38 protein-coding genes are annotated in these 26,160 nt (G+C 61.7%); 4 read left to right on the forward strand and 34 right to left on the reverse strand.

Features of this window, described 5'->3' with window-relative positions; all coding sequences use genetic code 11:
• Positions 1–37 precede the first annotated feature (37 nt).
• A complete protein-coding gene (locus tag ACEW7X_RS15970) occupies positions 38–892 on the reverse strand; it encodes an AraC family transcriptional regulator (protein WP_068375396.1) in 855 nt (284 codons plus the stop codon).
• A 147-nt stretch (positions 893–1,039) separates the two neighbouring features.
• Between ACEW7X_RS15970 and cutA the strand changes: the two genes are divergently transcribed.
• A complete protein-coding gene (gene cutA, locus ACEW7X_RS15975) occupies positions 1,040–1,393 on the forward strand; it encodes a divalent-cation tolerance protein CutA (RefSeq protein ID WP_420177431.1) in 354 nt (117 codons plus the stop codon).
• Between the two features lie 5 nt (positions 1,394–1,398).
• Positions 1,399–3,450, forward strand: a complete 2,052-nt coding sequence (dsbD, locus tag ACEW7X_RS15980; RefSeq protein WP_420177432.1) for a protein-disulfide reductase DsbD — start codon at positions 1,399–1,401, stop codon at positions 3,448–3,450.
• Between the two features lie 129 nt (positions 3,451–3,579).
• Here the strand turns inward: dsbD and ACEW7X_RS15985 are convergent, their stop codons facing one another.
• From ACEW7X_RS15985 to ACEW7X_RS16125, 29 genes are all read right to left on the reverse strand, one after another.
• The gene (locus tag ACEW7X_RS15985; RefSeq protein WP_127775362.1) at positions 3,580–4,206 is read right to left on the reverse strand and encodes a LysE family translocator; all 627 of its coding nucleotides are present in this window, start codon (positions 4,204–4,206) and stop codon (positions 3,580–3,582) included.
• 244 nt (positions 4,207–4,450) lie between these two features.
• Positions 4,451–4,852: a 50S ribosomal protein L17 gene (gene rplQ, locus ACEW7X_RS15990; RefSeq protein ID WP_068375385.1), complete on the reverse strand. Its 402-nt coding sequence runs from the start codon at positions 4,850–4,852 to the stop codon at positions 4,451–4,453.
• Between the two features lie 275 nt (positions 4,853–5,127).
• Positions 5,128–6,120, reverse strand: coding sequence for a DNA-directed RNA polymerase subunit alpha (locus ACEW7X_RS15995; RefSeq protein WP_068375382.1), 993 nt, complete (start codon positions 6,118–6,120; stop codon positions 5,128–5,130).
• A gap of 305 nt (positions 6,121–6,425) precedes the next feature.
• Positions 6,426–7,049, reverse strand: a complete 624-nt coding sequence (rpsD, locus tag ACEW7X_RS16000; protein ID WP_068375379.1) for a 30S ribosomal protein S4 — start codon at positions 7,047–7,049, stop codon at positions 6,426–6,428.
• An 11-nt stretch (positions 7,050–7,060) separates the two neighbouring features.
• Positions 7,061–7,459 carry a 30S ribosomal protein S11 gene (gene rpsK, locus ACEW7X_RS16005; protein ID WP_068375377.1) on the reverse strand — a complete coding sequence of 133 codons (399 nt, stop codon included), beginning with the start codon at positions 7,457–7,459 and terminating at the stop codon, positions 7,061–7,063.
• A gap of 15 nt (positions 7,460–7,474) precedes the next feature.
• Positions 7,475–7,840 (reverse strand): 30S ribosomal protein S13, encoded by a 366-nt coding sequence (gene rpsM, locus ACEW7X_RS16010; RefSeq protein ID WP_068375374.1) that lies wholly within the window; start codon positions 7,838–7,840, stop codon positions 7,475–7,477.
• Between the two features lie 77 nt (positions 7,841–7,917).
• A complete protein-coding gene (gene infA, locus ACEW7X_RS16015) occupies positions 7,918–8,136 on the reverse strand; it encodes a translation initiation factor IF-1 (protein WP_068375372.1) in 219 nt (72 codons plus the stop codon).
• A gap of 17 nt (positions 8,137–8,153) precedes the next feature.
• Entirely contained in the window at positions 8,154–9,485 is a 1,332-nt protein-coding gene (gene secY / locus ACEW7X_RS16020) for a preprotein translocase subunit SecY (RefSeq protein ID WP_068375370.1), read from the reverse strand.
• A 14-nt stretch (positions 9,486–9,499) separates the two neighbouring features.
• Positions 9,500–9,940, reverse strand: a complete 441-nt coding sequence (gene rplO, locus ACEW7X_RS16025; RefSeq protein WP_068375367.1) for a 50S ribosomal protein L15 — start codon at positions 9,938–9,940, stop codon at positions 9,500–9,502.
• 9 nt (positions 9,941–9,949) lie between these two features.
• Positions 9,950–10,135 (reverse strand): 50S ribosomal protein L30, encoded by a 186-nt coding sequence (rpmD, locus tag ACEW7X_RS16030; protein WP_068375364.1) that lies wholly within the window; start codon positions 10,133–10,135, stop codon positions 9,950–9,952.
• Between the two features lie 3 nt (positions 10,136–10,138).
• On the reverse strand, positions 10,139–10,660 hold the full coding sequence (gene rpsE / locus ACEW7X_RS16035; protein ID WP_068375360.1) for a 30S ribosomal protein S5: 522 nt from the start codon (positions 10,658–10,660) through the stop codon (positions 10,139–10,141).
• A gap of 15 nt (positions 10,661–10,675) precedes the next feature.
• Positions 10,676–11,032: a 50S ribosomal protein L18 gene (gene rplR, locus ACEW7X_RS16040; protein ID WP_068375359.1), complete on the reverse strand. Its 357-nt coding sequence runs from the start codon at positions 11,030–11,032 to the stop codon at positions 10,676–10,678.
• Positions 11,033–11,053: 21 nt separating this feature from the next.
• Positions 11,054–11,587, reverse strand: a complete 534-nt coding sequence (rplF, locus tag ACEW7X_RS16045) for a 50S ribosomal protein L6 (protein WP_068375356.1) — start codon at positions 11,585–11,587, stop codon at positions 11,054–11,056.
• Positions 11,588–11,599: 12 nt separating this feature from the next.
• Positions 11,600–11,995 carry a 30S ribosomal protein S8 gene (gene rpsH, locus ACEW7X_RS16050; protein ID WP_068375353.1) on the reverse strand — a complete coding sequence of 132 codons (396 nt, stop codon included), beginning with the start codon at positions 11,993–11,995 and terminating at the stop codon, positions 11,600–11,602.
• 11 nt (positions 11,996–12,006) lie between these two features.
• Positions 12,007–12,312, reverse strand: coding sequence for a 30S ribosomal protein S14 (rpsN, locus tag ACEW7X_RS16055; RefSeq protein ID WP_068375350.1), 306 nt, complete (start codon positions 12,310–12,312; stop codon positions 12,007–12,009).
• 10 nt (positions 12,313–12,322) lie between these two features.
• Positions 12,323–12,862, reverse strand: a complete 540-nt coding sequence (gene rplE / locus ACEW7X_RS16060) for a 50S ribosomal protein L5 (RefSeq protein ID WP_068375347.1) — start codon at positions 12,860–12,862, stop codon at positions 12,323–12,325.
• Between the two features lie 9 nt (positions 12,863–12,871).
• Positions 12,872–13,192 carry a 50S ribosomal protein L24 gene (gene rplX, locus ACEW7X_RS16065; RefSeq protein ID WP_068375344.1) on the reverse strand — a complete coding sequence of 107 codons (321 nt, stop codon included), beginning with the start codon at positions 13,190–13,192 and terminating at the stop codon, positions 12,872–12,874.
• 10 nt (positions 13,193–13,202) lie between these two features.
• Positions 13,203–13,571, reverse strand: coding sequence for a 50S ribosomal protein L14 (gene rplN / locus ACEW7X_RS16070; protein ID WP_068375341.1), 369 nt, complete (start codon positions 13,569–13,571; stop codon positions 13,203–13,205).
• A 367-nt stretch (positions 13,572–13,938) separates the two neighbouring features.
• Entirely contained in the window at positions 13,939–14,220 is a 282-nt protein-coding gene (gene rpsQ / locus ACEW7X_RS16075) for a 30S ribosomal protein S17 (RefSeq protein ID WP_068375338.1), read from the reverse strand.
• A gap of 1 nt (position 14,221) precedes the next feature.
• A complete protein-coding gene (rpmC, locus tag ACEW7X_RS16080) occupies positions 14,222–14,413 on the reverse strand; it encodes a 50S ribosomal protein L29 (RefSeq protein ID WP_068375329.1) in 192 nt (63 codons plus the stop codon).
• Between the two features lie 10 nt (positions 14,414–14,423).
• Positions 14,424–14,840, reverse strand: coding sequence for a 50S ribosomal protein L16 (gene rplP, locus ACEW7X_RS16085; RefSeq protein ID WP_068375326.1), 417 nt, complete (start codon positions 14,838–14,840; stop codon positions 14,424–14,426).
• Between the two features lie 2 nt (positions 14,841–14,842).
• Positions 14,843–15,631, reverse strand: coding sequence for a 30S ribosomal protein S3 (gene rpsC, locus ACEW7X_RS16090; RefSeq protein ID WP_068375323.1), 789 nt, complete (start codon positions 15,629–15,631; stop codon positions 14,843–14,845).
• A 9-nt stretch (positions 15,632–15,640) separates the two neighbouring features.
• Entirely contained in the window at positions 15,641–15,970 is a 330-nt protein-coding gene (rplV, locus tag ACEW7X_RS16095) for a 50S ribosomal protein L22 (protein ID WP_068375321.1), read from the reverse strand.
• 3 nt (positions 15,971–15,973) lie between these two features.
• Positions 15,974–16,249: a 30S ribosomal protein S19 gene (gene rpsS, locus ACEW7X_RS16100; RefSeq protein WP_068375319.1), complete on the reverse strand. Its 276-nt coding sequence runs from the start codon at positions 16,247–16,249 to the stop codon at positions 15,974–15,976.
• Between the two features lie 12 nt (positions 16,250–16,261).
• A complete protein-coding gene (rplB, locus tag ACEW7X_RS16105; RefSeq protein ID WP_068375316.1) occupies positions 16,262–17,089 on the reverse strand; it encodes a 50S ribosomal protein L2 in 828 nt (275 codons plus the stop codon).
• Positions 17,090–17,386: a 50S ribosomal protein L23 gene (rplW, locus tag ACEW7X_RS16110; protein WP_068375313.1), complete on the reverse strand. Its 297-nt coding sequence runs from the start codon at positions 17,384–17,386 to the stop codon at positions 17,090–17,092. It lies immediately after the preceding gene.
• Positions 17,383–18,003, reverse strand: a complete 621-nt coding sequence (gene rplD / locus ACEW7X_RS16115; protein WP_068375310.1) for a 50S ribosomal protein L4 — start codon at positions 18,001–18,003, stop codon at positions 17,383–17,385. Before rplD ends, rplW begins: the two co-directional genes overlap by 4 nt.
• A gap of 3 nt (positions 18,004–18,006) precedes the next feature.
• On the reverse strand, positions 18,007–18,696 hold the full coding sequence (gene rplC, locus ACEW7X_RS16120; protein WP_068375308.1) for a 50S ribosomal protein L3: 690 nt from the start codon (positions 18,694–18,696) through the stop codon (positions 18,007–18,009).
• 277 nt (positions 18,697–18,973) lie between these two features.
• Positions 18,974–19,882, reverse strand: a complete 909-nt coding sequence (locus tag ACEW7X_RS16125; RefSeq protein ID WP_068375305.1) for a LysR family transcriptional regulator — start codon at positions 19,880–19,882, stop codon at positions 18,974–18,976.
• A gap of 185 nt (positions 19,883–20,067) precedes the next feature.
• On the opposite strand from ACEW7X_RS16125, the gene ACEW7X_RS16130 reads away from it, so the two are divergent.
• Positions 20,068–20,688: a trimeric intracellular cation channel family protein gene (locus ACEW7X_RS16130; protein WP_068375302.1), complete on the forward strand. Its 621-nt coding sequence runs from the start codon at positions 20,068–20,070 to the stop codon at positions 20,686–20,688.
• Between the two features lie 91 nt (positions 20,689–20,779).
• A complete protein-coding gene (locus ACEW7X_RS16135) occupies positions 20,780–21,676 on the forward strand; it encodes a glutamate racemase (protein WP_420177433.1) in 897 nt (298 codons plus the stop codon).
• Positions 21,677–21,814: 138 nt separating this feature from the next.
• On the opposite strand, the gene rpsJ is transcribed toward ACEW7X_RS16135, so the two are convergent.
• The 4 genes from rpsJ to rpsG all read right to left on the reverse strand — a co-directional run bounded on the left by rpsJ (position 21,815) and on the right by rpsG (position 26,054).
• Positions 21,815–22,123 (reverse strand): 30S ribosomal protein S10, encoded by a 309-nt coding sequence (rpsJ, locus tag ACEW7X_RS16140; protein ID WP_068375295.1) that lies wholly within the window; start codon positions 22,121–22,123, stop codon positions 21,815–21,817.
• A 65-nt stretch (positions 22,124–22,188) separates the two neighbouring features.
• Entirely contained in the window at positions 22,189–23,379 is a 1,191-nt protein-coding gene (gene tuf / locus ACEW7X_RS16145; protein WP_068375540.1) for an elongation factor Tu, read from the reverse strand.
• A 74-nt stretch (positions 23,380–23,453) separates the two neighbouring features.
• Positions 23,454–25,556 (reverse strand): elongation factor G, encoded by a 2,103-nt coding sequence (gene fusA, locus ACEW7X_RS16150; RefSeq protein WP_068373039.1) that lies wholly within the window; start codon positions 25,554–25,556, stop codon positions 23,454–23,456.
• Between the two features lie 27 nt (positions 25,557–25,583).
• Complete coding sequence (rpsG, locus tag ACEW7X_RS16155; RefSeq protein WP_068373042.1) at positions 25,584–26,054, reverse strand: 30S ribosomal protein S7; 471 nt, start codon at positions 26,052–26,054, stop codon at positions 25,584–25,586.
• Positions 26,055–26,160: the final 106 nt, after the last annotated feature.

Here is a 26,160-nt window from a genome sequence, read left to right on the forward strand (position 1 = left end):
CGTCCGGGTGTCGACAGGCCCGCTCTGCCACGACCGCTCAGGCGTGTCCTGCCTGGCATCTGGCATAGGCCGAAGGGGTCATGCCTACCTGCCGCAGAAACATCGCACCGAATGCGCTGGCAGAGGCATAGCCCAGGTCCAGCGCCACCGCCCCGACGGTTCGCCCCGACGCCAGGCGTTCCAGCGCTGCCAGCAGCAGCAACTGCTGGCGCCAGGCGCTGTAGCTCAGCCCCGTTTCACGGGGAAAAAGCCGCGTCAGCGTACGCTGACTGAGCCCCGACACCCGGGTCCAGTACGCCAGCGGCGCACGGTTGCCCGGATCACGCAGCAAGGTTTCACACATGCGTTGCAGGCGCCGGTCCGCCGGCATCGGCAGCCGCAGCGCCAATCCCGGCTGGTGCTGTATCTCCCGCACGGTCAGAGCCATCAGCAAGGCATGGCGGTCGTCAGTGGACGGTTCCCTGGGAATGGCCAGGACGGCCGCGCTCAGTTCGCGCAGCAAGGGGGGCACCGCCACCAGCCGGCAACCCTCTGGCATGCCGGCCTGCCAGAGCCCGGGCGCGATATACAGGCTGCGCACCCGCGCCGGCCCGAAATAGCGGTTGTCATGCGTCAGCCCGGCAGGCAGCAGCAAGGCATGGTGCTGCGGCACCAGCCACTGCTGCGTCCCCACCCGCACTGCCAACGCGCCTTCCAGCACCTGCAGGAACTGGATCCGGGCATGGCTGTGCTGCATGCCTTGCGCCGCATGGGAAAACACTGCCTCCACACCGACCAGCAAGCAGCTCTGGTCCTCAAGGCTCCGAACATGGTTCAGCACGCGCTGCGCTGCCTGTGCATCGGCGCTCTCTGCCTGTCGTCCTGCCGGCACCTGCCCACTTTTCCGGTTCATGCCTCGTCCCCCTCGCCATCAAGGGCTAAACTCACACAAAGCGCGCGCCGATGCAAGCCCCCGGCATGCGCCGATATCAAGCCGCCGGCCCAATACCATTTCCTTCTCGCGCGCCTGCCGTGCCAAGGCCGCCCATACGGACCTGCCATGACCACCCTGCCCCCCGATTGCGAACTCCTGCTCAGCACTTTCCCTGATCTGGCACTGGCCCAGGCCGTTGCCGACGAGCTGGTGCTCGGCGGCTTCGCGGCCTGCGTCCAGATCGGCGCCCCGGTGCACTCCACCTATTCATGGGAAGGTAAGCTGGAGCACGCCACGGAGTACCCGCTCCAGGCCAAGTTGAGCCAGGCGCAACGTGCCGGCGCCATCGCCACCATCCAACGGCACCACCCCTATGCCGTCCCGGAAATCATTTGCCTGCCCATCTGCGCGGGCCTGCCCGCCTACCTGGAATGGATCACGGCTTGCTCTACCCCGGCGCCCGCCGGCCCGCAAGCATGAGCCACATGACGCAGAACCGGCCCGGGCTGCCAGGGCTGCAACTGGGCTTGCTGCTGGCCCTGGCGCTGCTGCTATGCCTGTCGCTGGCCCGCCCCGCGCAGGCCCAGCCGGCCTCGGCGCTGCCCGGCAATACCTTGCCCGGTTTCTTCCCGACCAAGCCCGCCCTGCTGCCCGAAGAAGAAGCCTTTGCGCTAAGCGCTGGGATCGACGGCCAGCAGCGCCTGGTACTGGACTACACCATCGCGCCCGGCTACTACATGTATCGCGAAAAGCTGGCCTGGCACTGGCTCTCGGCTGCCGGCGCGCAAGCCGCCAGCGCAGCCTTGCCCACCGGCGGCGAAGTGTTCGATACGACCTTCCAGCGCGACATGGAGGTCTACCGCGACCGGCTCGAAATCATCGTCCCCATTCCTGATCTGCCGGGCCGCCCGCCGCTGGCCTTCATTGCCGACAGCCAGGGCTGCGCCGAAGACCGCCTGTGCTACCCGCCTTTGCGCCAGCGCCTGCAACTCGAAGACGACGGCCAAGGCAACTATCGCATCGCTGCCCAGGAAACCCTGGAGGACGCACTGGCGCCCCTGTCCAGCCTGCAGACAGACCTGCCCGCCCCTGGCGAGGCCGCCACATCGGTACGCAGCGCACCGCAGAGCGATACAGCCCCAATAACCAGTGCTGGCCCGGCCGGCGCTGCCAGCACTAGCCCTGCTTCCTCTGCCGCTCCCGCTACCGCTTCCGCAACGCCTGCGGCGCCGCCCCTGAGCGGCGGCGACCTGGACATGGCCCGGCGCCTTGGGGCCGCTGACGGCCAGCTGGGTCTGCAATTGCTGAGCTTCCTGGGGCTGGGCCTGCTGCTGTCGCTGACCCCCTGCGTCCTGCCCATGCTGCCCATCGTATCGGCCATGCTGCTGTCTTCGCCAGCGGGCACGCTGACCCGCGGCCGTGGCCTGGCGCTTGCTGCCGCCTATGTGGCAGGCATGTCGATCATTTACACCCTGATGGGCATCCTGGCGGGCGCCACGGGCGCGGCACTCTCCAGCTGGCTGCAGATGCCCTGGCTCATCGGCCTGTTCTCGCTGGCGCTGGCGCTGCTGGCGCTGGCGCAGTTCGACGTTTTCACCTTCCAGATGCCCGGTGCGCTGCAAGGCCGCCTGGGCCGTATCGGACAAGGTGGAATCGCCAACAGCCTGCCACGCGCAGGCCTGCTGGGCGCCGTCTCCGCCCTGGTGATAGGCCCATGCGTCGCTGCCCCGCTGGCCGGCGCGCTGTTGTACCTCTCGCAAAGCGGTGATGTCATGCGCGGCGGCCTGTCGCTGTTTGCCATGGCCTGGGGCATGGGATTGCCCCTGCTCCTGCTGGGCTTGCTGGCAGGCCGCTGGCGGCCCCGGCCCGGCCCCTGGATGGAACGTATCCGCCAATTGACCGGCCTGCTGCTGCTGGGCACTGCCTGGTGGCTGGCCAGCACCTTGCTGCCGGGCGCGCTGGCGCTGGCCGGCTGGGCAGCCCTGGCCTGCTTTGCTGCCGTACTCATGGGCGCCTTCGAAGCGCTGCCTCGGCCCATCCAGCCCGGCCCTGCTGCACTGAAGACGGCAGGCCTGCTGCTGGCCGGCGTGGCCCTGATCTGGCTATTCGGTGCGGCCAGCGGCGGCCGCGATCCCCTGGCACCGCTGGCTGCCTGGAACCGCCACGCTGCGCAGCAGGAAGCTCCGCTGGTCTTCACCGACATCGCCAGCACCCGTGAACTGGAAGCCGCGCTGGCAGCCAGCAGCCGTCCAGTCATGCTGGACGTCTATGCCGACTGGTGCGCGATCTGCCACGAAATGGAACGCGACACGCTCTCCGACCCAGCCGTGCAGGCAGCGTTGCGGCAATTCACGCTGCTGCGCCTGGACGTGACGCGCGCCAGCGCCGCTGACCGTGCGCTCATGAAGCAATTGCGCATTTTCGGCCCCCCCGCCATGCTGTTCCATGATGCAGGCGGACAGCCCAGGGAAGATGCACGTGTCATCGGCTATATGGGGCCTGCAGAATTTCTTGCGGTACTGGAGCGCCTGCGTTGAACCTGGCGCAGGCGGCATTGGCCAGGGCTCTCCCGCCAAGCGCCAAGAAAATGAAGCAGGCCCTGCGGCAGAATGCCCGCAGGGCCTGGCCGTACCTGGCTATCTCTCCTGAGCAGCCCCGAGAGCGGATCAGGAGCGCGAAAACAGCAGGCCCAGCCCGGCCGTGCCCAGGAACAGGCCGCAGAACTTGTTGAATCGCCCCATATTGCGCGGTGTCTTGAGCCAGCCGCCGAGATATACGCCCATAAAGGCGTACAGGGCGATGGACCCCCACTCCAGCACCAGGAACACACCACCCAGCATCAGCAGTTGCTCGGCCACCGGCTGGGTATGATCGACGAATTGCGGCAGCAACGCACCGAAAATCAGGATGGCCTTGGGGTTGCTGATCGCCACCATGAACTCGGTACGCATCAGTTGCCCCAGCGATTCATGATGCTTCACGCCGGAAAGATCGGGATCAAAGCCACCCACCTTGGCGCGCCACAGCTTGACGGCGATGTACAGCAGATAGGCAGCCCCGACGAACTTCACCACCAGGAAAAACGTCGCGGAAGCGGCCAGCAAAGCCGCAAGGCCCAGCGCCGACAACACGATCAGAATGGCGAAAGCAGCCTCTCGTCCCAAGCCTGCACCCACCGCCTTGCGGAACCCGTAGCAGGCGCCATTGTGCACGCTGAGCAAATTGTTCGGCCCCGGCACCAGGTTCAGAGCGAAACAGGTGGGAACAAAAAACAGCAGACTGGTGAGCGTCATTTCCTATCCTATCAACCAGGCCAGAACGGCGAAAACCCCGCCCGGGAACACGTCGGCCACAAATGCCGCAGCGTGCTCCCGGACGGGGCAACACAATAAGTATGAACCTTTGCCAGCCGTTTGGCGAGCCCTGGGCCAGCCCCCGGGCCGAGTGTCCTCTTTTCACGACGCGGCCGGGCAAAAATAAAGGCGGCGACCGTCAGAAACGGTCGCCGCCTGGCATCAGCGCAAGCTGATGTACGTCTTATTCCTGATCGGCAGCTTGAGCTTGCTCGTCGGCCTCGACTTCAGGACGATCCACCAGTTCCATGAACGCCATCGGGGCGTTATCGCCCTGACGGAAACCCATCTTCAGCACACGGGTGTAGCCGCCATTGCGGGCAGCGTAGCGCGGGCCAACGACTTCAAACAGCTTGACCACGGCGTCGCGATCACGCAGACGGGCGAAAGCCAGGCGCTTGTTGGCCAGGGTGGGGTTCTTGCCCAGCGTGATCAGCGGCTCGATGACGCGACGCAGTTCCTTGGCTTTCGGCAAGGTGGTCTTGATCGCTTCGTGCGTGATCAGCGAGACAGCCATGTTACGGAACATGGCAAGGCGGTGGCTGCTGGTGCGGTTCAGCTTACGCAGGCCGTGACGGTGACGCATGGTATTTCCTTTGAATCTTGAATGAACGGTGCCTGGGCACCAAGTTAACCGGCTCTTCTATCACCCCTTGCGGGGCGCGGTCCGATGGAATGAATGGCATGCAAACATGCCTGTACTGCCAGGGGTTCCGGAAGACTGGCTTCCGGCCAGGGACGAAAAAGCTGCCCTGGAACGGTACGCCGGACGATGCTGCTGCCCGGGGGACCGGCCGCCATGCAAGGCACGGCGGCTGAAATCAGCAAGGTCCCGGCACACGGCCGGGACCTGGTTCAGACTCAGGGACGCTCGAGGCCCAGGGGCGGCCAGTTTTCCAGCTTCATGCCCAGGGTCAGGCCGCGTGCGGCCAGCACTTCCTTGATTTCGTTGAGCGACTTGCGGCCCAGGTTCGGGGTCTTGAGCAGCTCGTTTTCGGTACGTTGGATCAGATCGCCGATGTAGTAGATGTTTTCGGCCTTCAGGCAGTTGGCCGAACGCACCGTCAGCTCCAGGTCGTCCACCGGACGCAGCAAGACCGGGTCGATCTGCGGCGCGCCAGCGCGGCTGGGCTGTTCGTAGGCGGATTCGCCCGGGCCTTCCAGCGCGGCGAACACGGAGATCTGGTCCATCAGGATGCGGGCCGATTGGCGCACCGCTTCCTCGGGCGTGATCACGCCGTTGGTTTCGATGTCCAGCACCAGCTTGTCCAGGTCGGTACGCTGCTCGACGCGGGCGTTTTCGACAGCGTAGCTCACGCGGCGCACCGGGCTGAACGAAGCGTCCAGCACGATACGGCCGATGGATTGCGAACGGTCGTCAGCCAGGGCGCGCACGTTGCCGGGCACATAGCCTCGGCCTTGCTCGACCTTGATCTGCATTTCCAGCTTGGCGTTGTCGCTCAGGTGGGCCAGCACGTGATCCGGATTGATGATTTCGACATCATGCGGCAGTTCGATGTCACGCGCAAAAACGTCGCCAGGGCCTTGCTTGCGCAGGGTCAGGGTGACTTCTTCACGGCTGTGCAGCTTGAACACGACGCCCTTCAGGTTCAGGATCAGGTCGACCACGTCTTCCTGGACGCCCGGCAACGTGGAGTACTCGTGCACCACACCGGTGATCTGCACTTCAGTCGGCGCATAACCGGTCATGGACGACAGCAGGATGCGGCGCAGCGCATTGCCCAGCGTGTGGCCGTAGCCGCGCTCGAAGGGCTCCATGATGATTTTGGCATGGGTGGCGCTGAGCGTTTCGACTTCGATCGCACGCGGCTTCAGAAAACCTTGGACGGACATGAATGTTCCTTGATCAATACCCTCGGCTCGTTACACCGATAAGGCTGACGGAAAAAAGAAAGAAATAGACCTGCGAATCTCGAGGACTGCAAACCAGGCGCTACCGGTGCCGCCACCACTGGGGCGACAGCCATCCTGGCGGATGACACGGCGGGCTGCCTGTTGCATGGACACTATCCAGGGCAAGCTTGGCGGTGCACATGCAACAGGCAGCCGGATGCAAAAGCACACGGCTGCCAGACAAGCATCGAAGTATAGCGCACCGCCACCGGAATGGCAGTGCCCAGACCCGATAATCGCGTCGATTAACGCGAGTAAAGTTCCACGACCATGGATTCGTTGATGTCGCGAGCGACGTCAGCACGATCCGGGGCGGACTTGAAGGTACCGACCAGCTTGGTGGCGTCAACTTCCACCCACTGGGGGATGCCTTGGCTGGCAGCCAGTTCCAGGGCTTCCTTGATGCGAGCCTGGCCCTTGGCCTTCTCGCGCACGCCGATCACGTCACCTGCCTTGATCAGCATGGACGGGATGTCAGCCGTGTGGCCGTTCAGTTCGATGGCGCGGTGAGCCACCAGCTGGCGGGCTTCAGCACGCGTGGAACCGAAGCCCATGCGGTAGACGACGTTGTCCAGACGCGATTCCAGCAGTTGGATCAGGATTTCACCGGTGTTGCCACGACGGCGATCGGCTTCTTCGAAGTACTTGCGGAACTGTTTTTCCAGAACGCCGTACATGCGCTTGAGCTTTTGCTTTTCACGCAGTTGCAGGCCGTAGTCCGACGTACGGGCACCGGAGGTGCGGCCGTGCTGACCGGGCTTGGAATCCAGCTTGCACTTGGATTCCAGCGAACGGCGGGCGCTCTTCAGAAACAGATCGGTACCCTCGCGACGCGAGAGCTTGCACTTGGGGCCAATGTAACGTGCCATTTGGTTTTCCCTTAAATACGACGGCGCTTAGGCGGACGGCAGCCGTTGTGCGGCACCGGCGTGATGTCAGCAATGCTGGAGATCTTGATGCCCAGCGCGTTCAGCGCGCGCACCGAAGATTCGCGGCCGGGACCAGGTCCCTTGATGCGGACTTCCAGCGTCTTGATGCCGTACTCGATCGCCACGCGACCGGCGCTCTCCGCAGCAACCTGCGCCGCGAACGGGGTCGATTTACGCGAACCCTTGAAGCCGGCGCCACCAGAAGTGGCCCAGGCCAGGGCATTGCCCTGACGGTCGGTGATCGTGATGATCGTGTTGTTGAAAGAAGCGTGAACGTGGGCGATACCGTCCGATACGTTCTTCTTGACCTTTTTACGGACGCGCGCGGCGCCGCTCGAAGCTTTGGCCATGATGTCTATCCTTGATTATTTCTTCAGAGACGCTGCGGCGCGACGCGGACCCTTGCGGGTACGAGCGTTCGTGCGAGTGCGCTGACCGCGCACCGGCAGGCCACGCTTGTGACGCATACCACGATAGGTACCCAGGTCGATGAGGCGCTTGATGGACAGCTGCACTTCACGACGCAGGTCACCTTCGACCGTGAAGACACCAACGTGCTCGCGGATGCGCTCCAGCTCGGCGTCGGTGAGGTCCTTAACCTTCTTTTCGACAGGTACGCCTGCAGCTTCGCAAATCTTGCGAGCGCGGGTACGACCAATGCCGTAGATGGCGGTCAGGCCGATCTCGGCGTGTTGTTGCGGCGGAATATTGATGCCAGCAATACGGGCCATGACTGTTCCTTGAATAAATCCGTTGCTAATGACCGGCTAAGCCGATCTGAATCCTGTTTCCCTGTACCCCGACCGGATCACTTGGACCGGAATACGATCCTGGCACGTGAAAGATCATAGGGCGTGAGCTCCACTGTGACCTTGTCACCCGGCAGGATCCGGATGTAATGCATGCGCATCTTGCCGGAAATGTGGCCAAGAACTACATGGCCGTTTTCCAGCTTGACGCGGAAAGTTGCGTTGGGGAGGTTTTCTATGACCTCGCCCTGCATCTGAATGACATCGTCCTTTGCCATTTTCTGCTACCACTCTACTAGCGCAAGGGTCGGTTCCCGCCCTTGAAGTTCGCCTTCTTGAGCAGAGAGTCATATTGATGAGACATCATGTAAGCCTGGACCTGGGCCATGAAATCCATGGTCACGACCACCATGATGAGCAGGGAAGTTCCGCCAAACAGGAACGGGACATTCCAACGCATCACCAAGAACTCGGGAATCAAGCACACCAGCGTGATATACAACGCGCCTGCCAGAGTTAGGCGCATGAGGATCTTGTCGATATATCGCGCAGTTTGCTCACCAGGACGAATCCCCGGCACAAAAGCACCGCTCTTCTTGAGATTGTCCGCAGTTTCACGGCTGTTGAACACCAGGGCCGTGTAGAAGAAGCAGAAAAAGATGATGGCAGTGGCGTACAGGGTGACATACAGCGGCTGACGCGGTTGCAAAGCCGCAGCCAGGTCACTCAGCCAACGCATGCTCTCGCCAGTGGCAAACCAGCTTGCCACCGTGGCGGGCAACAGAATGATGGACGAGGCGAAGATCGGAGGGATCACACCAGCCATATTCAGCTTCAGGGGCAGATGCGAGCTCTGGCCACCATAAAGTTTGTTGCCCACCTGGCGTTTCGCATAGTTGACGGTGATCCTGCGCTGCGCACGCTCAACGAACACCACCAACGCCGTGACGGCGATGGACAGCGCAACGATGAACAACGCGGCAGGCACCGACATAGCACTGGTACGCACCAGGTCCAACAAGCCACCGACTGCCGAAGGCAGCCCGGCCACGATACCGGCGAAGATCAGGATCGAAATGCCGTTGCCCAGGCCACGCTCGGTGATCTGCTCACCCAGCCACATGATGAACATGGTGCCGGTGACCAGCGTCACGACGGTCGTGAAACGGAACAGCATCGCACTGGTGCCTGCAAGGATCAGGCCTTGCTGCGATTCCAGGGCCACCGAGATACCGATGGCCTGCGCCAGCGCCAGCACCACGGTGAAATACCGCGTGTACTGCGTGATCTTGCGGCGCCCTGCTTCGCCTTCCTTCTTCAGCGCTTCCAGCGACGGAACCACCACGGACATCAACTGCATGATGATGGACGCGGAGATATAGGGCATGATGCCCAGCGCGAAGACGGAAAAACGCTCAAGCGCCCCGCCAGAAAACATGTTGAACAGGCCCAGGATCCCACCCGAGTGCTGACGGAACAAGTCCGACAGCGCATCGGGGTTGATACCAGGAACGGGAATATGCGTGCCGAGCCGGTATACAACCAGCGCGAGCAACAGGAACACCAACCGACGCTTCAGATCGCCGTATCGGGGTCCGGTCTTGCCCAGTGCCTGCGCTTTAGCCACACATCACCTCGTGATCAAGCCAGCGAGCCGCCGGCCGCCTCAATGGCGGCGCGAGCGCCGGCCGTCGCCGTGATGCCTTTCAGGACCAGCTTGCGCGTCAGTTCGCCAGACTTCACGACCTTCGCGAAACGCACGGCCTGACCGACCACACCGGCTTGCTTCAGCACTTGCACATCGACTTCGTCGACGGGCAGGCCTTGCAGCTCGGACAGGCGGACTTCAGCATACAGGTGACGATTCAAGGATTTGAAGCCACGCTTGGGCAGGCGGCGTTGCAGCGGCATTTGGCCGCCTTCAAAACCGACCTTGTGGAAACCACCGGTACGGGATTTCTGACCCTTGTGGCCACGGCCGGCGGTCTTACCCAGGCCGGAACCGATACCACGACCAACGCGGCGGCGGGCGTGCTTGCTGCCTTCAGCCGGGGCCAGGTTATTGAGTTGAATTTCCGACATCGTATTTCCTTAGACGTCCGAGACGGTAACGAGATAATCGACCTTGCGGATCATCCCACGCACTTCCGGCGTATCGACCAGCACCTTGCTGCTGTTCAAACCGCGCAGCCCCAGGCCGCGAACCGTATCACGGTGCGACTTGTGGGTGCCGATGACCGAACGCACCAGCGTAACCTTGATTTGCTTCTGAGCCATGACTTACCCCAGGATTTCTTCGACGGACTTGCCGCGCTTGGCAGCAACTTCCGCCGGCGTCTGGGCCGCGCGCAGACCATTCAGCGTGGCGCGAACCATGTTGTAGGGGTTGCTCGAGCCCAGGCTCTTGGCAACCACGTTACGGACGCCCATCACTTCGAAGATGGCGCGCATCGGGCCGCCGGCGATAACGCCGGTACCTTCGGCTGCCGGCGAGATCAGCACCGTCGAGGCGCCGTGCTTGCCAACCACCGTGTGATGCAGCGTGCCGTTCTTCAGGGGCACCTTGAACAGACCGCGACGGGCCTGTTCCATTGCCTTCTGGACGGACACCGGCACTTCGCGGGCCTTGCCCTTGCCCATGCCGATACGGCCATCGCCATCGCCAACCACGGTCAGCGCAGCGAAGCTCATGGTGCGACCACCCTTGACGACCTTGCTGACGCGGTTGACCGCGATCATCTTCTCGCGGAAGCCGTCGTCGATTTCCTTCTCAGCGGCGTTCTTGCCTTGTACTTTAGCCATTTGACAATCCCTCGCTTAGAACTTGAGACCGGCTTCACGCGCGGCTTCGGCCAAGGCCTTCACACGACCGTGATAACGGAAACCCGAGCGGTCGAAAGCAACGCTTTCGATGCCAGCGGCCTTGGCCTTCTCGGCCACGCGCTTGCCAACCAGGGTCGCAGCGGCGACGTTGCCGCCATTGCCTTCCAGCAGCTTGCGGACTTCGGCTTCCTGGGTGGAGGCGCTGACCAGCACGCGATTGCCTTCCGGCGAAATGATGTTTGCGTAAATGTGCAGGTTCGAACGGAAAACCGTCAGGCGATGAGCGCCCAGTTCGGCAATTTTCCGGCGGGTAGGCACCGCACGACGCAAACGGGAAAGATTCTTGTTCATGATATTTCCTTGCTTGCGCGATTACTTCTTCTTGGTTTCCTTGATCGCCACGTATTCGTCAGCGTAGCGCACGCCCTTGCCCTTATAGGGTTCCGGCTTGCGATAGGCGCGAATCTTAGCGGCGGTCTGGCCCAGCACCTGCTTGTCGGCACCCTTCAGCACGATTTCGGTCGGCGTGGGGGTTTCGGCCTTGATACCAGCAGGCAGCGGGTGCACGATGTCGTGCGAGAAACCGAGTTGAAGCTTGACCGCGTCAGCTTGGGCCTGGGCACGGAAGCCCACGCCAATCAGCGTCAGCTTGCGCTCGAAGCCCTTGCTCACACCAGTCACCATGTTGGCGACCAGGGCGCGCAGGGTGCCGGACATGGCATTGGCGTGGCGGCTCTCGTCAGCAGCGGCGAACGACAGATTGCCGTCTTCCTGCTTGACCACCACATTGCCGTCCAGCGCTTGCGTCAGGCTGCCCAGGGGGCCCTTGACGACGATCTGTTCCTGGCTCAGGGTAATTTCCACACCCTTCGGCAGTTCAACGGGGTATTTTGCAATACGTGACATTCGAATCTCTCCTTAGGCCACGTAGCACAGCACTTCGCCGCCCACGCCATTGGCGCGAGCCTTGCGGTCGGTCATCACGCCACGCGAGGTGGAGACGATGGCGACGCCCAGGCCGTTCATGACCTGAGGAATGCTGGTGCGACCCTTGTAAATACGCAGACCGGGGCGCGACACGCGCTCGATGCGCTCGATCACGGGACGGCCAGCGTAATACTTCAGGGAAATTTCCAGCTCGGGCTTGGCCGAGCCACCCTTGACTTCGAAACTCTCGATATAGCCTTCGTCCTTCAGCACAGCAGCAATTGCCACTTTCAGCTTCGAGGAGGGCATGCTCACCGAGGCCTTGTCAACTTGCTGCGCATTACGGATGCGAGTCAGCATATCGGCGATGGGATCGCTCATGCTCATAATTGAATCTCCTACCAGCTGGCCTTGGTGACGCCAGGAATCTCACCACGCATTGCGTATTCACGCACTTTGTGACGAGCCAGGCCAAATTTGCGGAACACACCGCGGGGACGACCGGTCACGGCGCAACGGTTGCGCTGGCGAGTCGGGTTCGCGTTGCGCGGCAGCTCTTGGAGCTTCAGGCGCGCTTCGTAACGCTCTTCGTCGGTCTTGGAGGTATCGTCGATGATCGCCTTCAGCGCAGCGCGCTTGGCGGCGAACTTGGCGGCCAGCTTGGCACGCTTGATATCGCGATTGATCAGGGAAAGTTTAGCCACGTATCGCCCCTTAGTTGCGGAACGGGAAACGGAACGCCGTCAACAGCGCCTTTGCTTCCTCGTCGGTCTTGGCAGTGGTCGTGATACTGATGTTCAGGCCACGCAGCGCGTCGATCTTGTCGTACTCGATTTCGGGGAAAATGATCTGTTCCTTGACCCCGACGTTGTAGTTGCCACGACCATCGAACGCACGACCGGAAATACCACGGAAGTCACGCACGCGCGGCAGAGCCACGGTGACCAGACGGTCCAGGAATTCGTACATGCGTTGACCACGCAGGGTCACCATGCAGCCGATCGGATAGTCTTCACGGATCTTGAAGCCGGCGATAGCCTTGCGGGTCTTCGTGATGACGACCTTCTGGCCTGCGATCTTGGTCAGATCACCTGCGGCATTTTCAATGATCTTCTTGTCGGCAACCGCTTCGGACACACCCATGTTCAGGGTGATCTTGGTGATGCGCGGCACTTCCATGACGCTCTTGTAGCCGAACTTTTCCTTCAGTTCGGGCGCGATCTTGTCGCGATACAGTTCTTGAAAACGAGCCATGTCAGTTCCTTAAGCCTTGGCGCCGACGATTTCGCCGCTGGAGCGGTATACGCGCACCTTGCGGCCATCGACTTCCTTGATCCCGACGCGGTCAGCCTTGCCAGTGGCAGGGTTGAAGATCGCGACATTCGAGATGTGGATGGGCAGGGTCTTTTCGACGATGCCGCCCGTGGTGCCTTGCATGGGGTTGGGGCGCACGTGCTTTTTCACCACGTTGACGCCTTCGACCAGAACGTGGTCGGCATCAAGACGGGCCAGCACGACACCGCGCTGCTTGCGGCTGCGGCCAGCCAGCACGACGACTTCGTCGCCTTTGCGAATCTTGTTCATCGTATGCTCCTTACAGCACTTCCGGTGCCAGCGACACGATCTTCATGAAGCGGTCGGAACGCAGTTCGCGCGTCACCGGTCCGAAGATGCGGGTGCCGATAGGCTCCAGCTTGGCATTGAGCAAAACAGCGGCATTGCCGCCAAAACGGATCAGCGAGCCATCTTTACGGCGCACGCCCTTGGCGGTACGCACGACGACGGCGTTGTAGATCTCGCCCTTCTTGACGCGGCCGCGGGGAGCCGCATCTTTGACGCTCACCTTGATGATGTCGCCAATGGCGGCATAACGGCGCTTGGAACCGCCGAGCACCTTGATGCACATCACTGACCGTGCACCGGTGTTGTCGGCCACGTCCAGCGTGGTCTGCATTTGAATCATGATTGTCCTTGTTCCAACTTAACCGGAATCCATATTGCCCCGCCCCGGATGCCTTGTGGCATCCCGATCCGGCACAACATGCCCCCGCCAGTTTTGGCCCCGTCAGGTTACGGCCGGTGCGTCCAAGACGCTTGCGCCGTCACCCTGGGATGAAAATCCTGCGGATAAAACTACCTGGCCAAAGCCATACTTCAGCAAAACGCCCAGGTAAGCTCACGAATTTAGCACAGAGGCTAGTCAAAGTCCACAATATTTCCGAAAACGCAACACTGGCGGACGTCCATGAAAAAAGCAAGCCCTGGCTGGCAAGGCTTGCTTCATGCACTTCCGCCCCTTTCGAAGCGGAAGTGAACATAGCACCGATGGCTTAGATCACGCGAACCGCTTCGATCAGGCGCGTCACGCTCCAGGACTTGGAACGGGACAGCGGACGACCTTCCGCGATTTCGACGATGTCACCTTCGTTGTATTGGTTGGCTTCGTCGTGCGCCTTGTACTTATTGGAACGCACAACGATCTTGCCGTACAGCGGGTGCTTGGTACGGCGCTCAACCAGCACCACGACGGTCTTGTCCATCTTGTTGCTGACGACCTTGCCGATCAGCGTACGCTGACGCTTGGCCGGAGTGGTGTTTTGGGTTTCGCTCATATCAGTTTCCCGCCTTTTCCGTCAGCAGAGTACGCACGCGAGCGATGTCGCGGCGAACCTTGCGGATCTGGCTGTGATTGGCAAGCTGCTGAGTGGCCTTCTGCAGACGCAGATTGAATTGTGCCTTCAGCAGGCTTTCGAGTTCCTTGCCGAGCTCGGCAGCGTCTTTGGCTCGAAGTTCGCTAGCTTTCATGTCGATCTCCTCAAGCACCGATATGACGCGACACGAACACGGTCGAGATCGGCAGCTTGGCAGCAGCCAGGCGGAACGCCTCGCGCGCCAGCTCTTCGCTGACCCCTTCCATCTCGTACAGCACCTTGCCGGGCTGAATTTCAGCAACCCAGTACTCCGGGTTACCCTTACCATTACCCATACGCACTTCAGCGGGTTTTTGCGAGATCGGTTTGTCCGGGAAAATACGGATCCAGATCCGACCACCACGCTTGATGTGACGGTTGATAGCACGACGTGCAGCTTCGATCTGACGTGCGGTCAGACGACCGCGGCCCGTGGCCTTCAGACCGAATTCGCCGAACGAGACGGCGGTGCCGCGCGTCGCCAGGCCGGTATTACGGCCCTTCTGCTCTTTGCGGTATTTCCTGCGTGCCGGTTGCAGCATGCTTATTCTCCTTCAGCCGCCGAAGCAGCATCAGACTTGCGCGGACCGCGGCCACGACCGGCGCCACCAGGACGACGGTTGTCCGGACGGTCGCCACGAGGACGACGCGGGCGGCGCTCTTCATCACGCGGCGCAACAGCCACTTCGGGCGGCAGTTCGCCATTGGGCAGACGGTCGCCCTTGTAAACCCAGACCTTGATACCGATGATGCCATAGGTGGTTTGGGCTTCGGACGTGCCGTAGTCGATGTTGGCGCGCAGCGTGTGCAGCGGCACACGGCCTTCGCGATACCACTCGGTACGAGCGATTTCGATGCCGTTCAGACGGCCCGAACTCATGATCTTGATGCCTTGCGCACCCAGGCGCATGGCATTTTGCATCGCGCGCTTCATGGCGCGACGGAACATGATGCGCTTTTCGAGCTGCTGGGCGATCGAATCGGCGATCAGCTGGGCATCGGTTTCCGGCTTGCGGATTTCCTCGATGTTGACGTGCACGGGCACGCCCATCAGACGCTGCAGATCGCTCTTCAGGCTTTCGATATCCTCGCCGCGCTTGCCGATCACCACGCCCGGACGAGCCGAGTAAACGGTGATGCGGGCATTCTTGGCAGGACGCTCGATGACCACGCGGCCAACGGACGCGCTCTTGAGCTTCTTCTTCAGATACTCGCGGACGCGGATATCTTCAGCCAGCATCGTGCGATACGACGAATCACCGGCGAACCAGCGGGAAGTCCAGTCACGCGAGACTGCCAGGCGGAACCCAGTAGGGTGAATTTTCTGACCCATCTTGACTCCTTAGGCGCCGACCTTAACCACAATGTGGCAGGTCTGCTTCTCGATACGGTTACCGCGGCCTTTAGCGCGTGCGGAAAAACGCTTCAGCGACTGACCCTTGTCGACGTAGATCGTGGTGACCTTCAGTTCGTCGATGTCGGCGCCGTCGTTGTGTTCAGCGTTGGCGATAGCCGAGTCGACAGCCTTCTTCAGGATGACGGCGGCCTTCTTGGGCGAGAACGTGAGGATGGTCAGTGCCTGCGCCACAGACTTGCCACGGATCTGGTCAGCGACCAGACGGACTTTCTGAGCGGAGATACGAACCCCACGGACATTGGCGGTAGTTTCCATCGCTTACCTCTTGGCCTTCTTGTCCGCAGCGTGGCCCTTGAACGTACGGGTCAGTGCGAACTCGCCCAACTTGTGGCCAACCATGTTCTCGTTGATATAAACGGGAACGTGCTGACGACCGTTGTGCACAGCAATCGTCAAGCCGATGAACTCCGGCAGGACGGTGGAACGGCGCGACCAGGTTTTGATCGGCCTCTTGTCGTTGCCCGCGATTGCCTTTTCGACCTTGGAAACCAGGTGCGAATCGACAAACGGGCCTTTCTTGACGGAACGGGACATGATGTTCGCCTCTTACTTGCGCTTGCGCCGTTGGACGATCATGTTGTTCGTCCGCTTGTTGCGACGGGTCTTGAAACCCTTCGCCGGAGTACCCCAGGGGCTGACAGGCTCGCGTGCTTCGCCAGTACGACCTTCACCACCACCGTGCGGGTGGTCGATCGGGTTCATGGCAACACCGCGGACCGTCGGACGGATACCGCGCCAACGCACGGCACCGGCCTTGCCGATCTGGCGCAGGCTGTGTTCTTCGTTACCGACTTCACCGATGGTGGCGCGGCACTCGATGTGCACGCGACGCACTTCACCGGAGCGCAGACGCACTTGGGCGTAGACGCCTTCGCGGGCCAGCAGAACGGCGGATGCGCCAGCCGAACGGGCCATCTGAGCACCCTTGCCCGGCAGCAGCTCGATACCATGAATGGTCGAACCCACCGGAATGTTGCGGATCGGCAGCGTGTTGCCAACGCGGATCGGGGCATCAACACCAGAGAACACCGTTGCGCCAACTTCCAGGCCACGGGGAGCAATGATGTAACGACGTTCGCCGTCTGCGTACACCAGCAGAGCGATGTGCGCGGTACGGTTGGGGTCGTATTCCAGACGCTCGACGCGTGCCGGGATACCATCCTTGTTGCGACGGAAGTCGATAACGCGATAGTGCTGCTTGTGACCACCGCCACGATGACGGATCGTGATGTGGCCATTGTTGTTGCGGCCCGAACCGCGGCTCTTCTTTTCGAGCAGCGGTGCGTAGGGCGCACCCTTGTGCAGCTTGTCGTTGACGACCTTGATCAGGCCACGACGACCGGCAGAAGTCGGCTTGACTTTAACGAGGGCCATTTAGTTCACCTCCGCAAAGTCGATCTGCTGACCCGGCTTGAGCGAGACGTATGCCTTGCGCTCATTGCGGCGGCGGCCATTGAAACGACCGAAGCGTTTGACTTTGCCCTTGCGATTGAGGACCTGCACGGACTCGACCTGCACCTTGAAGAGCAGTTCGACGGCAGCCTTGATTTCCGGCTTGGTCGCGTCAGCAACCACACGGAAGGCGATTTGTTCGTTCTTTTCGGCGATGAACGTGGCCTTTTCGGTCACGATGGGCGCCAGAATGACTTGCAGCAAACGTTCCGTGCTCATCCCAGCATCTCCTCGAATTGCGCGACCGCCGCCTTGGTGATCAGCAGATTCTTGTAGTGAATCAGCGACAGCGGGTCAATGTAGCGCGGCTCGATCACAGCAACGTGCGGCAGATTGCGCGTCGCCAGGTAGGTGTTCTCATCAACGGAATCCGTGACGATCAGCACCGACTCGAGACCCAGGGTCTTCAGGCGTTCGACAGCCTGCTTGGTCTTGGGCGTTTCCAGCGCGAAATCTTCGACGACGGCCACACGGCCTTCGCGAGCCAGCTGAGAGAGGATCGAACGGATACCCGCGCGATACATCTTCTTGTTGATCTTCTGGCTGAAGTTTTCGTCGGGCGAGTTCGGGAATGCACGACCACCCCCACGCCACAGCGGCGAGGACGTCATACCGGCGCGGGCACGGCCCGTACCTTTCTGGCGCCACGGCTTCTTGGTGGAGTGCTTGACTTCGTCACGACCCTTCTGGGCACGGTTGCCGCTGCGGGCATTGGCCTGGAAGGCAACGACGATCTGGTGCACCAGGGCTTCGTTGAAGTCACGGCCAAACACAGCGTCCGGGACGCTGACGGTCGACTCGGACTTGCCTTGTTCGTTCAGGAGCTTGATTTCCATGGCTTAGGCACCCTTCTTCAGCGGCGTCTTGACGGCAGGACGCACAATGATGTTAGCGCCAGCGTGACCGGGAACGGCGCCCTTGACGAGCAACAGACCGCGCTCGGCGTCGACGCGCACGATGTCCAGGTTCTGAACAGTGCGGGTCACGTCGCCCATATGGCCAGACATCTTCTTGCCCGGGAAAATCCGGCCCGGATCCTGCGCCTGGCCGATAGAGCCAGGCACGCGGTGCGAGCGGGAGTTACCGTGCGAAGCACGCTGAGAGCCGAAGTTGTGGCGCTTGATGGTACCTGCAAAGCCCTTACCGATGCTGGTGCCGGTGACGTCGACCTTTTGGCCGGCTTCGAACACGCTTTCAACGGCAACGACGGCGCCAGGAGCGAACTCGGCGGCGCGGGCGGGGTCAAGACGGAACTCCTTGAGGGAGCTGCCGGCTTCGATGCCTGCCTTGGCAAAGTGGCCGGTTTCAGGCTTGGTCACGCGGGAAGCGCGGCGTTCGCCATAGGCCAGTTGCACAGCTGCATAGCCGTCGGTTTCGACGGACTTGACCTGGGCGACGCGATTGTTCGACACGTCCAGCACGGTCACGGGGATGGACACGCCATCATCCGTGAAAATGCGGGTCATGCCGACCTTGCGCCCCACCAGCCCAAGCCGGAACGCGGCAGGCGTGGGTGTCGGATTCGACATTGTTTTCTCCGGGGTTGTAACCCTAATCCCGACTACGATTGGTCGGGGCTGCGTTAATGCACACAACAGCTGCACCAGGAAACCTCTGTTTCCATGGCACCCCGCCTGACGCGAAAAAAAACGCGGCATGCGGACTGTTTGCGCGCACATGAATAATGCCCCAGTTAGGGCAAGTCTCCGATTCTAGCATGATGCGCAGAAAATGCGCAATCGTTGGCGTACTCGCAACACCTTTGTCAAGCCCTGGCTGCCCACCTCAGGGAAACCGCCAGGAAACCTATTCCTGGCCTTGCGCGGCGAAGCTTTCCGCCAGAAAATCGAGCAGCGCCCGCACGGCCGGCAATTGCCCCCGGCGCGAGGCAAACACCGCATGCATGATCTCGCAAGGCGGCTCCCACCCCGGCAGCACATTGACCAATTCGCCGCGCGCCAACTGGCTGCTGATCATCATGTGCGGCAGGCGCACCACCCCGACTCCCTGCAATGCCGCGTCTCGCAGCACGTTCAGTCCGCGAGTGACCAGACGCGGCTGGTGGCGCACGACAACTTCTTCATTGTCGGGCCCCAGCAGGTGCCAGGTAAAGTCGCCACGCTGCAGCCCATGCCCCATGCTGGGCATGTTGCGCAGGTCGTCCGGCTTACGCGGCCGGCCTTCACGGGCCAGCAAGGCCGGGCTGGCCACCAGGCACTGGCGCCGGCGGCCCAGGATGCGCATCACCAGCTCGCTGTCTTCCAGGGGAGGCGGCCGCACGCGGATGGCGATGTCCATGCCTTCGCCGACGACATCGACCCGCCGGTTGGTTTCTTCCAGATGAATGTTCACCAGCGCGTGGCGGGCCATGAAATTCGCCACCATCTGACCGACGCTGGCATCCAGCAGCGCCACCGGGCAGGTCATGCGTATCATGCCGCGCGGTTCGGAGTGTGCCAACGCCACGGCTTCATCGGCTGCGTCAGCCTCTACCAGCATGGCCTTGCAGTGAGCGTAGTACACCTGCCCGACATCCGTCACCGAGAAACGCCGCGTGGAGCGTTGAATCAGGCGTACGCCCAGCCGCTCTTCCAGCACCGCGACATGCCGGCTGAGCTTGGACTTGGGCACACCCAGCACCCGGCCGGCCGGCGCAAAGCCGCCATGCTCGACCACCTCCACGTAGTAATACAGGTCGTTCAGATCACGCCGCATGCCATACGCTCCTGGGATGCCGGGAACCCCGTTCGCAGCCACCGCTGCCTTTTTCCTGCGCTGGCACCACCCCGCTGCCGGCGACACACGCATCCAGCGACTATGATAGCGGAATCCTTTCACCTGCCAAGGCAGCCCTCCCTCTAAAATACGCGCATTCCGCCGCCTGCCACGATCCGCCCGCCATGCTGCTGCACATTCTCTACCTGATCGCCATCGTCGCCGAAGGCATTACCGCCGCCCTGGCCGCCGGCCGCCGCAACATGGACTGGGTGGGCGTTTTCCTGCTGGGTTGCATCACCGCGCTGGGCGGCGGTTCAGCACGCGATGTCGTGCTGGGCCACTACCCGCTCACCTGGGTCAAGCACCCCCACTACCTGCTGATCACCGGCGGCGCGGCGCTGCTCACCATTGCGGTTGCACGCTTCATGCACCGTCTGCACAAGCTCTTCCTGTTCCTGGATGCCATCGGCCTGGTGGTATTCACCGTGATCGGCTGCAATATCGCCATGGAGATGGAATTGCCCGTCATCATCGTGATTGCCTCCGGCATGATCACCGGCTGCGTGGGCGGCGTCCTGCGGGACATTCTGTGCAATGACATTCCGCTGCTGTTCCGCAGCGAACTGTATGCCACCGTTTCCATCTTTACCGGCTGCCTCTACGTTGGCGGCCTGGCGCTCGAACTGAACCACAACCTGGTCATGGGTACCGCAATGATTGCCGGCCTGGCGCTGCGCCTGCTGGCCCTGCGCTTTGACTGGAGTATGCCCAAGTTCATCTACAACCGGGGCGACCAGCAATAACGCCTGCGTTGCGCCCATCGCTGCGCAACGCCTGCCGCCAGCACAATGACGCCGGCCCGGTCTGCCCGCCCATCTACCTACCGGAGCCGCCATGTCCATCGCACCTTCCGCCAGCGCGCTGCACCGCCCCATCGGCATTTTTGACGCCGGTATTGGCAGCTATGCCATTGTCGATCTGGTACGGCGCCACTACCCCAGACAGGACATTATCTATTTCGCCGATCGCGCCAGCTTCCCCTACGGCAGCCGCACGCCCGGCGAACTGGCCGCCTCGGTCGGTGCAGCAATAGAGCGCCTGGCCGGCCTGGGCGCCCAGGCCGTGGTGCTGGCATCCAACGCGCCATCAGTGATGGTGCTCGACACCATCCGTGCCGCCATGCCGGTGCCGGTGCTCGGGATCTATCCGCCCATCGCCGACGCCCTGGCGCAATCGCGCTCGGGCCACATCGCCGTACTGGGCGTGCAGTCCCTGATCGGCAGCCCGGAAATTCGTACGTACATTTCCCGCGAGGCCCAGTCCGTCCTCCAGGCCAGCGCGGCGCCTGCCAGCCCGCCTGCCACAGCCACAACCACGGGATCGGCCGCACCTGCAGGCCGGCCTGCAGACAACATCGGCCCGGTGACCCTGGTCAATGCCTCATCCCTGGTGGCCCATGTCGAGGACGGCCGCTTTCTGTCGGCTCCCGAGGCAACCCAGCTTGCCGTCACGGACTTCATGCGGCAACTGCGCCAGGATCTGCCCCTGCTCGATACCTGCACACTGTCTTCCACCCACCTGCCATGGCTGCGCCGCTATTTCGAAGCCGCCGCACCGGACATGCTGTTCCTCGACCCGGCACAGGCATTGCTGCCCCTGCTGCAGCCCCATGTCTCCACCGGCAGCGGCAAGGTGCTGTGCCTGGCCAGTGCAACCCCCGCATATCCGCTCGACGGACTCAGGCAGATGCTGCGCCTGCTGGGCGTCGATATCGAGCCGTTTGCGGTCTGAATCCCGACAGCCCTGCTTTGCCCGCAACGCCCTGCGTGGGCGAAAAAAAAGACACTCCGTAGAGTGTCTTCGTGCCTGCATCAGGGCTGCCAGGCTGCTCCGGGGAACCCCCTGCGCCCTGCAAGCGCGCGATAAGGCTTAGACAGCGATATCGACGTCCACACCAGCCGGCAAGTCCAGGCGCATCAGCGCATCAACCGTCTTGTCGGTGGGATCCACGATATCCATCAGGCGTTGGTGCGTGCGGATTTCGAACTGATCACGCGACGTCTTGTTGACGTGCGGCGAACGCAGCACATCATAGCGACGGATACGGGTGGGCAGGGGAACCGGACCACGGACCACAGCACCAGTGCGCTTGGCGGTTTCGACGATTTCAGCGGCCGATTGGTCGATGAGCTTGTAGTCGAACGCTTTCAGACGGATGCGGATTTTCTGGTTTTTCATTGGAATTCCTAAAGAACGCGGTTTGGACGCGGGAGCCAACAGGCCCCCGCAACAAGCAGCAATGCTTACTTGATGATGCTGGCAACGACGCCGGCGCCGACGGTACGACCGCCTTCACGGATGGCGAAACGCAGGCCTTCTTCCATGGCGATGGGGGCCAGCAGCTTCACAACGATGGAGACGTTGTCGCCCGGCAGAACCATTTCCTTGTCGGCCGGCAGGTCGATCGTGCCCGTCACGTCCGTGGTACGGAAGTAGAACTGGGGACGATAGCCGTTGAAGAACGGGGTGTGGCGGCCGCCTTCTTCCTTCGACAGGATGTACACCTCGGCGGTGAATTCCGTGTGCGGCTTGATCGAACCGGGCTTGGCCAGCACTTGGCCGCGCTCGACTTCTTCACGCTTGGTGCCGCGCAGCAGGATACCGACGTTGTCGCCAGCCTGACCTTGGTCCAGCAGCTTGCGGAACATTTCCACGCCCGTGCAAGTCGTCTTCACGGTGTCGCGGATACCGACGATTTCGATTTCTTCGCCGACCTTGATGATGCCGCGCTCAACGCGACCCGTCACCACCGTGCCACGGCCCGAGATCGAGAACACGTCTTCCACAGGCATCAGGAACGTGCCGTCCACGGCGCGCTCAGGCGTCGGGATGTACGAATCCAGCGCTTCGGCCAGACGCAGAATGGCCGGCTCGCCCATTTCCGATTGGTCGCCTTCCAGCGCCAGCTTGGCCGAACCCTTGATGATCGGGGTATCGTCGCCCGGGAAGTCGTACTTGGACAGCAGCTCGCGCACTTCCATTTCGACCAGTTCCAGCAGCTCGGCGTCATCAACCATGTCGGCCTTGTTCAGGAACACGATGATGTACGGCACGCCAACCTGACGGCTCAGCAGAATGTGCTCGCGCGTTTGCGGCATGGGACCGTCAGCCGACGACACCACCAGGATCGCGCCGTCCATCTGCGCTGCACCCGTGATCATGTTCTTCACATAGTCCGCGTGGCCCGGGCAGTCAACGTGCGCATAGTGGCGCGACTTCGTCTCGTATTCCACGTGCGAGGTGTTGATCGTGATACCACGAGCCTTTTCTTCCGGCGCGTTGTCGATCTGGTCGTAGCCCTTGGCTTCGCCGCCAAATTGCTTGGACAGCACCGTGGCGATTGCCGCCGTCAGCGTCGTCTTGCCGTGGTCAACGTGACCGATCGTGCCGACGTTCACGTGCGGCTTGGTGCGTTCAAACTTACCTTTTGCCATGATTCATCCCTTTATCAATGCAAGGAAAACTTGTTGACGGCCATCCCCTGGCAGGGATGGCCGATGTCTTTTGATTACTTCGAACGAGCGGCGATGATTTCTTCGGACACGTTCTTCGGAGCTTCGGCGTAATGCTTGAACTCCATGGTGTACGTCGCACGGCCTTGCGTCAGCGAACGCAGGTTCGTGGCGTAGCCAAACATTTCGGCCAGGGGGACTTCGGCCTTGATGACCTTGCCACCGCCAACCATGTCGTCCATGCCTTGCACCATGCCGCGACGCGAGGACAGATCGCCCATCACGGTACCGGCGTAGTCTTCCGGCGTTTCGACTTCGACGGCCATCATCGGCTCGAGCAGCACAGGGCTGGCCTTGCGCATACCTTCCTTGAATGCCATCGAACCGGCCATCTTGAACGCGTTTTCGTTCGAGTCCACATCGTGGTACGAACCGAAGAACAGCGTTACCTTGACGTCCACCACCGGGTAACCGGCCAACACGCCCGCGGGCAGCGTTTCCTGAATACCCTTGTCGACTGCCGGGATGTACTCGCGCGGCACCACACCACCCTTGATGGCGTCCACGAATTCGTAGCCACCACCCGGTTCCAGCGGTTCCAGCTTGAGCACAACGTGACCGTACTGACCACGACCGCCCGACTGCTTGACGAACTTGCCTTCCACTTCGTCGCAGGTCTTGCGGATGGTTTCGCGGTAGGCCACTTGCGGCTTGCCGACGTTGGCTTCCACGCCGAATTCACGCTTCATGCGGTCGACGAGAATTTCCAGGTGCAGCTCGCCCATACCGGAAATGATGGTCTGGCCGGATTCTTCGTCGGTACGCACGCGGAACGACGGATCTTCAGCGGCCAGGCGCGACAGCGCCAGGCCCATCTTTTCCTGGTCAGACTTGGTCTTGGGTTCGACAGCCTGCGAAATCACGGGCTCGGGGAACTCCATGCGCTCCAGAACGATGTGGTCGTCGACGTCGCACAGCGTTTCGCCGGTCGTCACATCCTTCAGGCCAACCACGGCGGCGATATCGCCGGCCACGACTTCCTTGAGCTCTTCACGGTTGTTGGCGTGCATCTGCAGGATGCGGCCAACACGTTCCTTCTTGCCCTTGACCGAGTTGAACACGGTATCGCCGGAGTGCAGCACGCCGGAATACACGCGAACGAAGGTCAGCTGGCCCACGAACGGATCGGTCATCAGCTTGAATGCCAGAACGGCCAGCTTTTCGCTGTCGTCGGCCTTGCGGCTGACCGGCTCGCCTTCGTCATTCTCGCCCTGGACGGGCGGGATGTCGACCGGCGACGGCAGGAACTCGATCACGGCGTCCAGCATGCGCTGCACACCCTTGTTCTTGAACGCGGTGCCGCACAGCATCGGCTGGATTTCGCAAGCAATGGTGCGATCACGCAAAGCCTTGACGATTTCCTCTTCGGACAATTGCTCGCCCTCGAGGTACTTGTTCATCAGGTCTTCGGACGATTCGGCCGCAGCTTCGACCATCTTTTCGCGCCATTCCTCGGCTTGAGCTTGCAGCTCAGCCGGGATGTCCTGGTACTCGAACTTCACGCCATGGCTGGCTTCGTCCCAGATGATCGCCTTCATCTTGATCAGGTCGATCACGCCCTTGAACGTATCCTCGGCACCGATCGGCAGAACGATGGGCACGGGATTGGCTTTCAGGCGGTTACGCAGCTGATCGTAGACCTTGAAGAAGTTCGCACCGGTACGGTCCATCTTGTTCACGAACGCAAGACGGGGCACCTTGTACTTGTTGGCCTGACGCCACACGGTTTCGGACTGGGGCTGAACGCCGCCCACCGAGCAGTAAACCATGCAAGCGCCGTCGAGCACACGCATGGAACGTTCGACTTCAATGGTGAAGTCCACGTGTCCCGGTGTGTCGATGACGTTGATGCGGTGCTCGGGGAACTGGCCGGCCATGCCCTTCCAGAAAGCGGTGGTGGCGGCAGACGTAATGGTGATGCCGCGCTCCTGCTCCTGCTCCATCCAGTCCATGGTGGCTGCGCCATCATGCACTTCGCCAATCTTGTGATTGACGCCGGTGTAGAACAGAATGCGTTCGCTAGTGGTGGTCTTCCCTGCGTCGATGTGGGCAGAGATACCGATGTTGCGGTAACGCGCGATCGGGGTTTTGCGGGCCATGAGAGTGTCCTTAATTTACCAGCTGGATTACCAACGGAAGTGGCTGAATGCCTTGTTGGCTTCGGCCATCTTGTGGGTATCTTCGCGTTTCTTCATTGCAGCGCCACGACCTTCAGCGGCATCCAGCAGTTCGCCGGCCAGACGCAGGTCCATGGACTTCTCGCCACGCTTCTTGGCGGCTTCACGCATCCAGCGCATGGCCAGGGCCAGGCGGCGCACAGGGCGGACTTCCACGGGCACCTGGTAGTTGGCGCCACCGACACGGCGGCTCTTCACTTCAACCAGGGGCTTGACGTTGTTGATCGCAGTATTGAAGACCTCGATCGGCTCTTTGCCGGTCTTGGCCTGGATTTGCTCGAGCGCGCCGTAGACGATACGCTCGGCAACCGCCTTCTTGCCCGAGAGCATGACGACGTTCATGAATTTCGCGAGTTCGACGCTGCCGAACTTGGGATCCGGCAGGATCTCGCGCTTAGGTACTTCGCGACGACGGGGCATTATTGCTTCCTTGTGTCTGTTCAGTTGAACCGCGCATTCTTTGCACGGCCACGGCCGCCCATCCGGGACGACCCCTTAATGCCGCCACGCAGTTCATTCTGCGCAA

The sequence above is a fragment of the Kerstersia gyiorum genome (assembly GCF_048595715.1).
GTDB classification, from domain to species: Bacteria; Pseudomonadota; Gammaproteobacteria; order Burkholderiales; family Burkholderiaceae_B; genus Kerstersia; species Kerstersia gyiorum.

Bases quoted from the DNA above. Each gene is read 5' to 3' on its own strand.
- ACEW7X_RS15970 (WP_068375396.1), bottom strand. From the start codon at position 892: ATGAACCGGAAAAGTGGGCAGGTGCCGGCAGGACGACAGGCAGAGAGC.
- cutA (WP_420177431.1), top strand. From the start codon at position 1,040: ATGACCACCCTGCCCCCCGATTGCGAACTCCTGCTCAGCACTTTCCCT.
- dsbD (WP_420177432.1), top strand. From the start codon at position 1,399: ATGACGCAGAACCGGCCCGGGCTGCCAGGGCTGCAACTGGGCTTGCTG.
- ACEW7X_RS15985 (WP_127775362.1), bottom strand. From the start codon at position 4,206: ATGACGCTCACCAGTCTGCTGTTTTTTGTTCCCACCTGTTTCGCTCTG.
- rplQ (WP_068375385.1), bottom strand. From the start codon at position 4,852: ATGCGTCACCGTCACGGCCTGCGTAAGCTGAACCGCACCAGCAGCCAC.
- ACEW7X_RS15995 (WP_068375382.1), bottom strand. From the start codon at position 6,120: ATGTCCGTCCAAGGTTTTCTGAAGCCGCGTGCGATCGAAGTCGAAACG.
- rpsD (WP_068375379.1), bottom strand. From the start codon at position 7,049: ATGGCACGTTACATTGGCCCCAAGTGCAAGCTCTCGCGTCGCGAGGGT.
- rpsK (WP_068375377.1), bottom strand. From the start codon at position 7,459: ATGGCCAAAGCTTCGAGCGGCGCCGCGCGCGTCCGTAAAAAGGTCAAG.
- rpsM (WP_068375374.1), bottom strand. From the start codon at position 7,840: ATGGCCCGTATTGCTGGCATCAATATTCCGCCGCAACAACACGCCGAG.
- infA (WP_068375372.1), bottom strand. From the start codon at position 8,136: ATGGCAAAGGACGATGTCATTCAGATGCAGGGCGAGGTCATAGAAAAC.
- rplO (WP_068375367.1), bottom strand. From the start codon at position 9,940: ATGTCGGAAATTCAACTCAATAACCTGGCCCCGGCTGAAGGCAGCAAG.
- rpmD (WP_068375364.1), bottom strand. From the start codon at position 10,135: ATGGCTCAGAAGCAAATCAAGGTTACGCTGGTGCGTTCGGTCATCGGC.
- rpsE (WP_068375360.1), bottom strand. From the start codon at position 10,660: ATGGCTAAAGTACAAGGCAAGAACGCCGCTGAGAAGGAAATCGACGAC.
- rplR (WP_068375359.1), bottom strand. From the start codon at position 11,032: ATGAACAAGAATCTTTCCCGTTTGCGTCGTGCGGTGCCTACCCGCCGG.
- rplF (WP_068375356.1), bottom strand. From the start codon at position 11,587: ATGTCACGTATTGCAAAATACCCCGTTGAACTGCCGAAGGGTGTGGAA.
- rpsH (WP_068375353.1), bottom strand. From the start codon at position 11,995: ATGAGCATGAGCGATCCCATCGCCGATATGCTGACTCGCATCCGTAAT.
- rplE (WP_068375347.1), bottom strand. From the start codon at position 12,862: ATGGCTCGTTTTCAAGAACTGTATCGCGACAAGATCGCGCCCGAACTG.
- rplX (WP_068375344.1), bottom strand. From the start codon at position 13,192: ATGAACAAGATTCGCAAAGGCGACGAAGTCGTCGTGCTGGCTGGCCGC.
- rplN (WP_068375341.1), bottom strand. From the start codon at position 13,571: ATGATTCAAATGCAGACCACGCTGGACGTGGCCGACAACACCGGTGCA.
- rpsQ (WP_068375338.1), bottom strand. From the start codon at position 14,220: ATGAGCGAAACCCAAAACACCACTCCGGCCAAGCGTCAGCGTACGCTG.
- rpmC (WP_068375329.1), bottom strand. From the start codon at position 14,413: ATGAAAGCTAGCGAACTTCGAGCCAAAGACGCTGCCGAGCTCGGCAAG.
- rplP (WP_068375326.1), bottom strand. From the start codon at position 14,840: ATGCTGCAACCGGCACGCAGGAAATACCGCAAAGAGCAGAAGGGCCGT.
- rpsC (WP_068375323.1), bottom strand. From the start codon at position 15,631: ATGGGTCAGAAAATTCACCCTACTGGGTTCCGCCTGGCAGTCTCGCGT.
- rplV (WP_068375321.1), bottom strand. From the start codon at position 15,970: ATGGAAACTACCGCCAATGTCCGTGGGGTTCGTATCTCCGCTCAGAAA.
- rpsS (WP_068375319.1), bottom strand. From the start codon at position 16,249: ATGTCCCGTTCCGTCAAGAAAGGCCCGTTTGTCGATTCGCACCTGGTT.
- rplB (WP_068375316.1), bottom strand. From the start codon at position 17,089: ATGGCCCTCGTTAAAGTCAAGCCGACTTCTGCCGGTCGTCGTGGCCTG.
- rplW (WP_068375313.1), bottom strand. From the start codon at position 17,386: ATGAGCACGGAACGTTTGCTGCAAGTCATTCTGGCGCCCATCGTGACC.
- rplD (WP_068375310.1), bottom strand. From the start codon at position 18,003: ATGGAAATCAAGCTCCTGAACGAACAAGGCAAGTCCGAGTCGACCGTC.
- rplC (WP_068375308.1), bottom strand. From the start codon at position 18,696: ATGTCGAATCCGACACCCACGCCTGCCGCGTTCCGGCTTGGGCTGGTG.
- ACEW7X_RS16125 (WP_068375305.1), bottom strand. From the start codon at position 19,882: ATGCGGCGTGATCTGAACGACCTGTATTACTACGTGGAGGTGGTCGAG.
- ACEW7X_RS16130 (WP_068375302.1), top strand. From the start codon at position 20,068: ATGCTGCTGCACATTCTCTACCTGATCGCCATCGTCGCCGAAGGCATT.
- ACEW7X_RS16135 (WP_420177433.1), top strand. From the start codon at position 20,780: ATGTCCATCGCACCTTCCGCCAGCGCGCTGCACCGCCCCATCGGCATT.
- rpsJ (WP_068375295.1), bottom strand. From the start codon at position 22,123: ATGAAAAACCAGAAAATCCGCATCCGTCTGAAAGCGTTCGACTACAAG.
- tuf (WP_068375540.1), bottom strand. From the start codon at position 23,379: ATGGCAAAAGGTAAGTTTGAACGCACCAAGCCGCACGTGAACGTCGGC.
- fusA (WP_068373039.1), bottom strand. From the start codon at position 25,556: ATGGCCCGCAAAACCCCGATCGCGCGTTACCGCAACATCGGTATCTCT.
- rpsG (WP_068373042.1), bottom strand. From the start codon at position 26,054: ATGCCCCGTCGTCGCGAAGTACCTAAGCGCGAGATCCTGCCGGATCCC.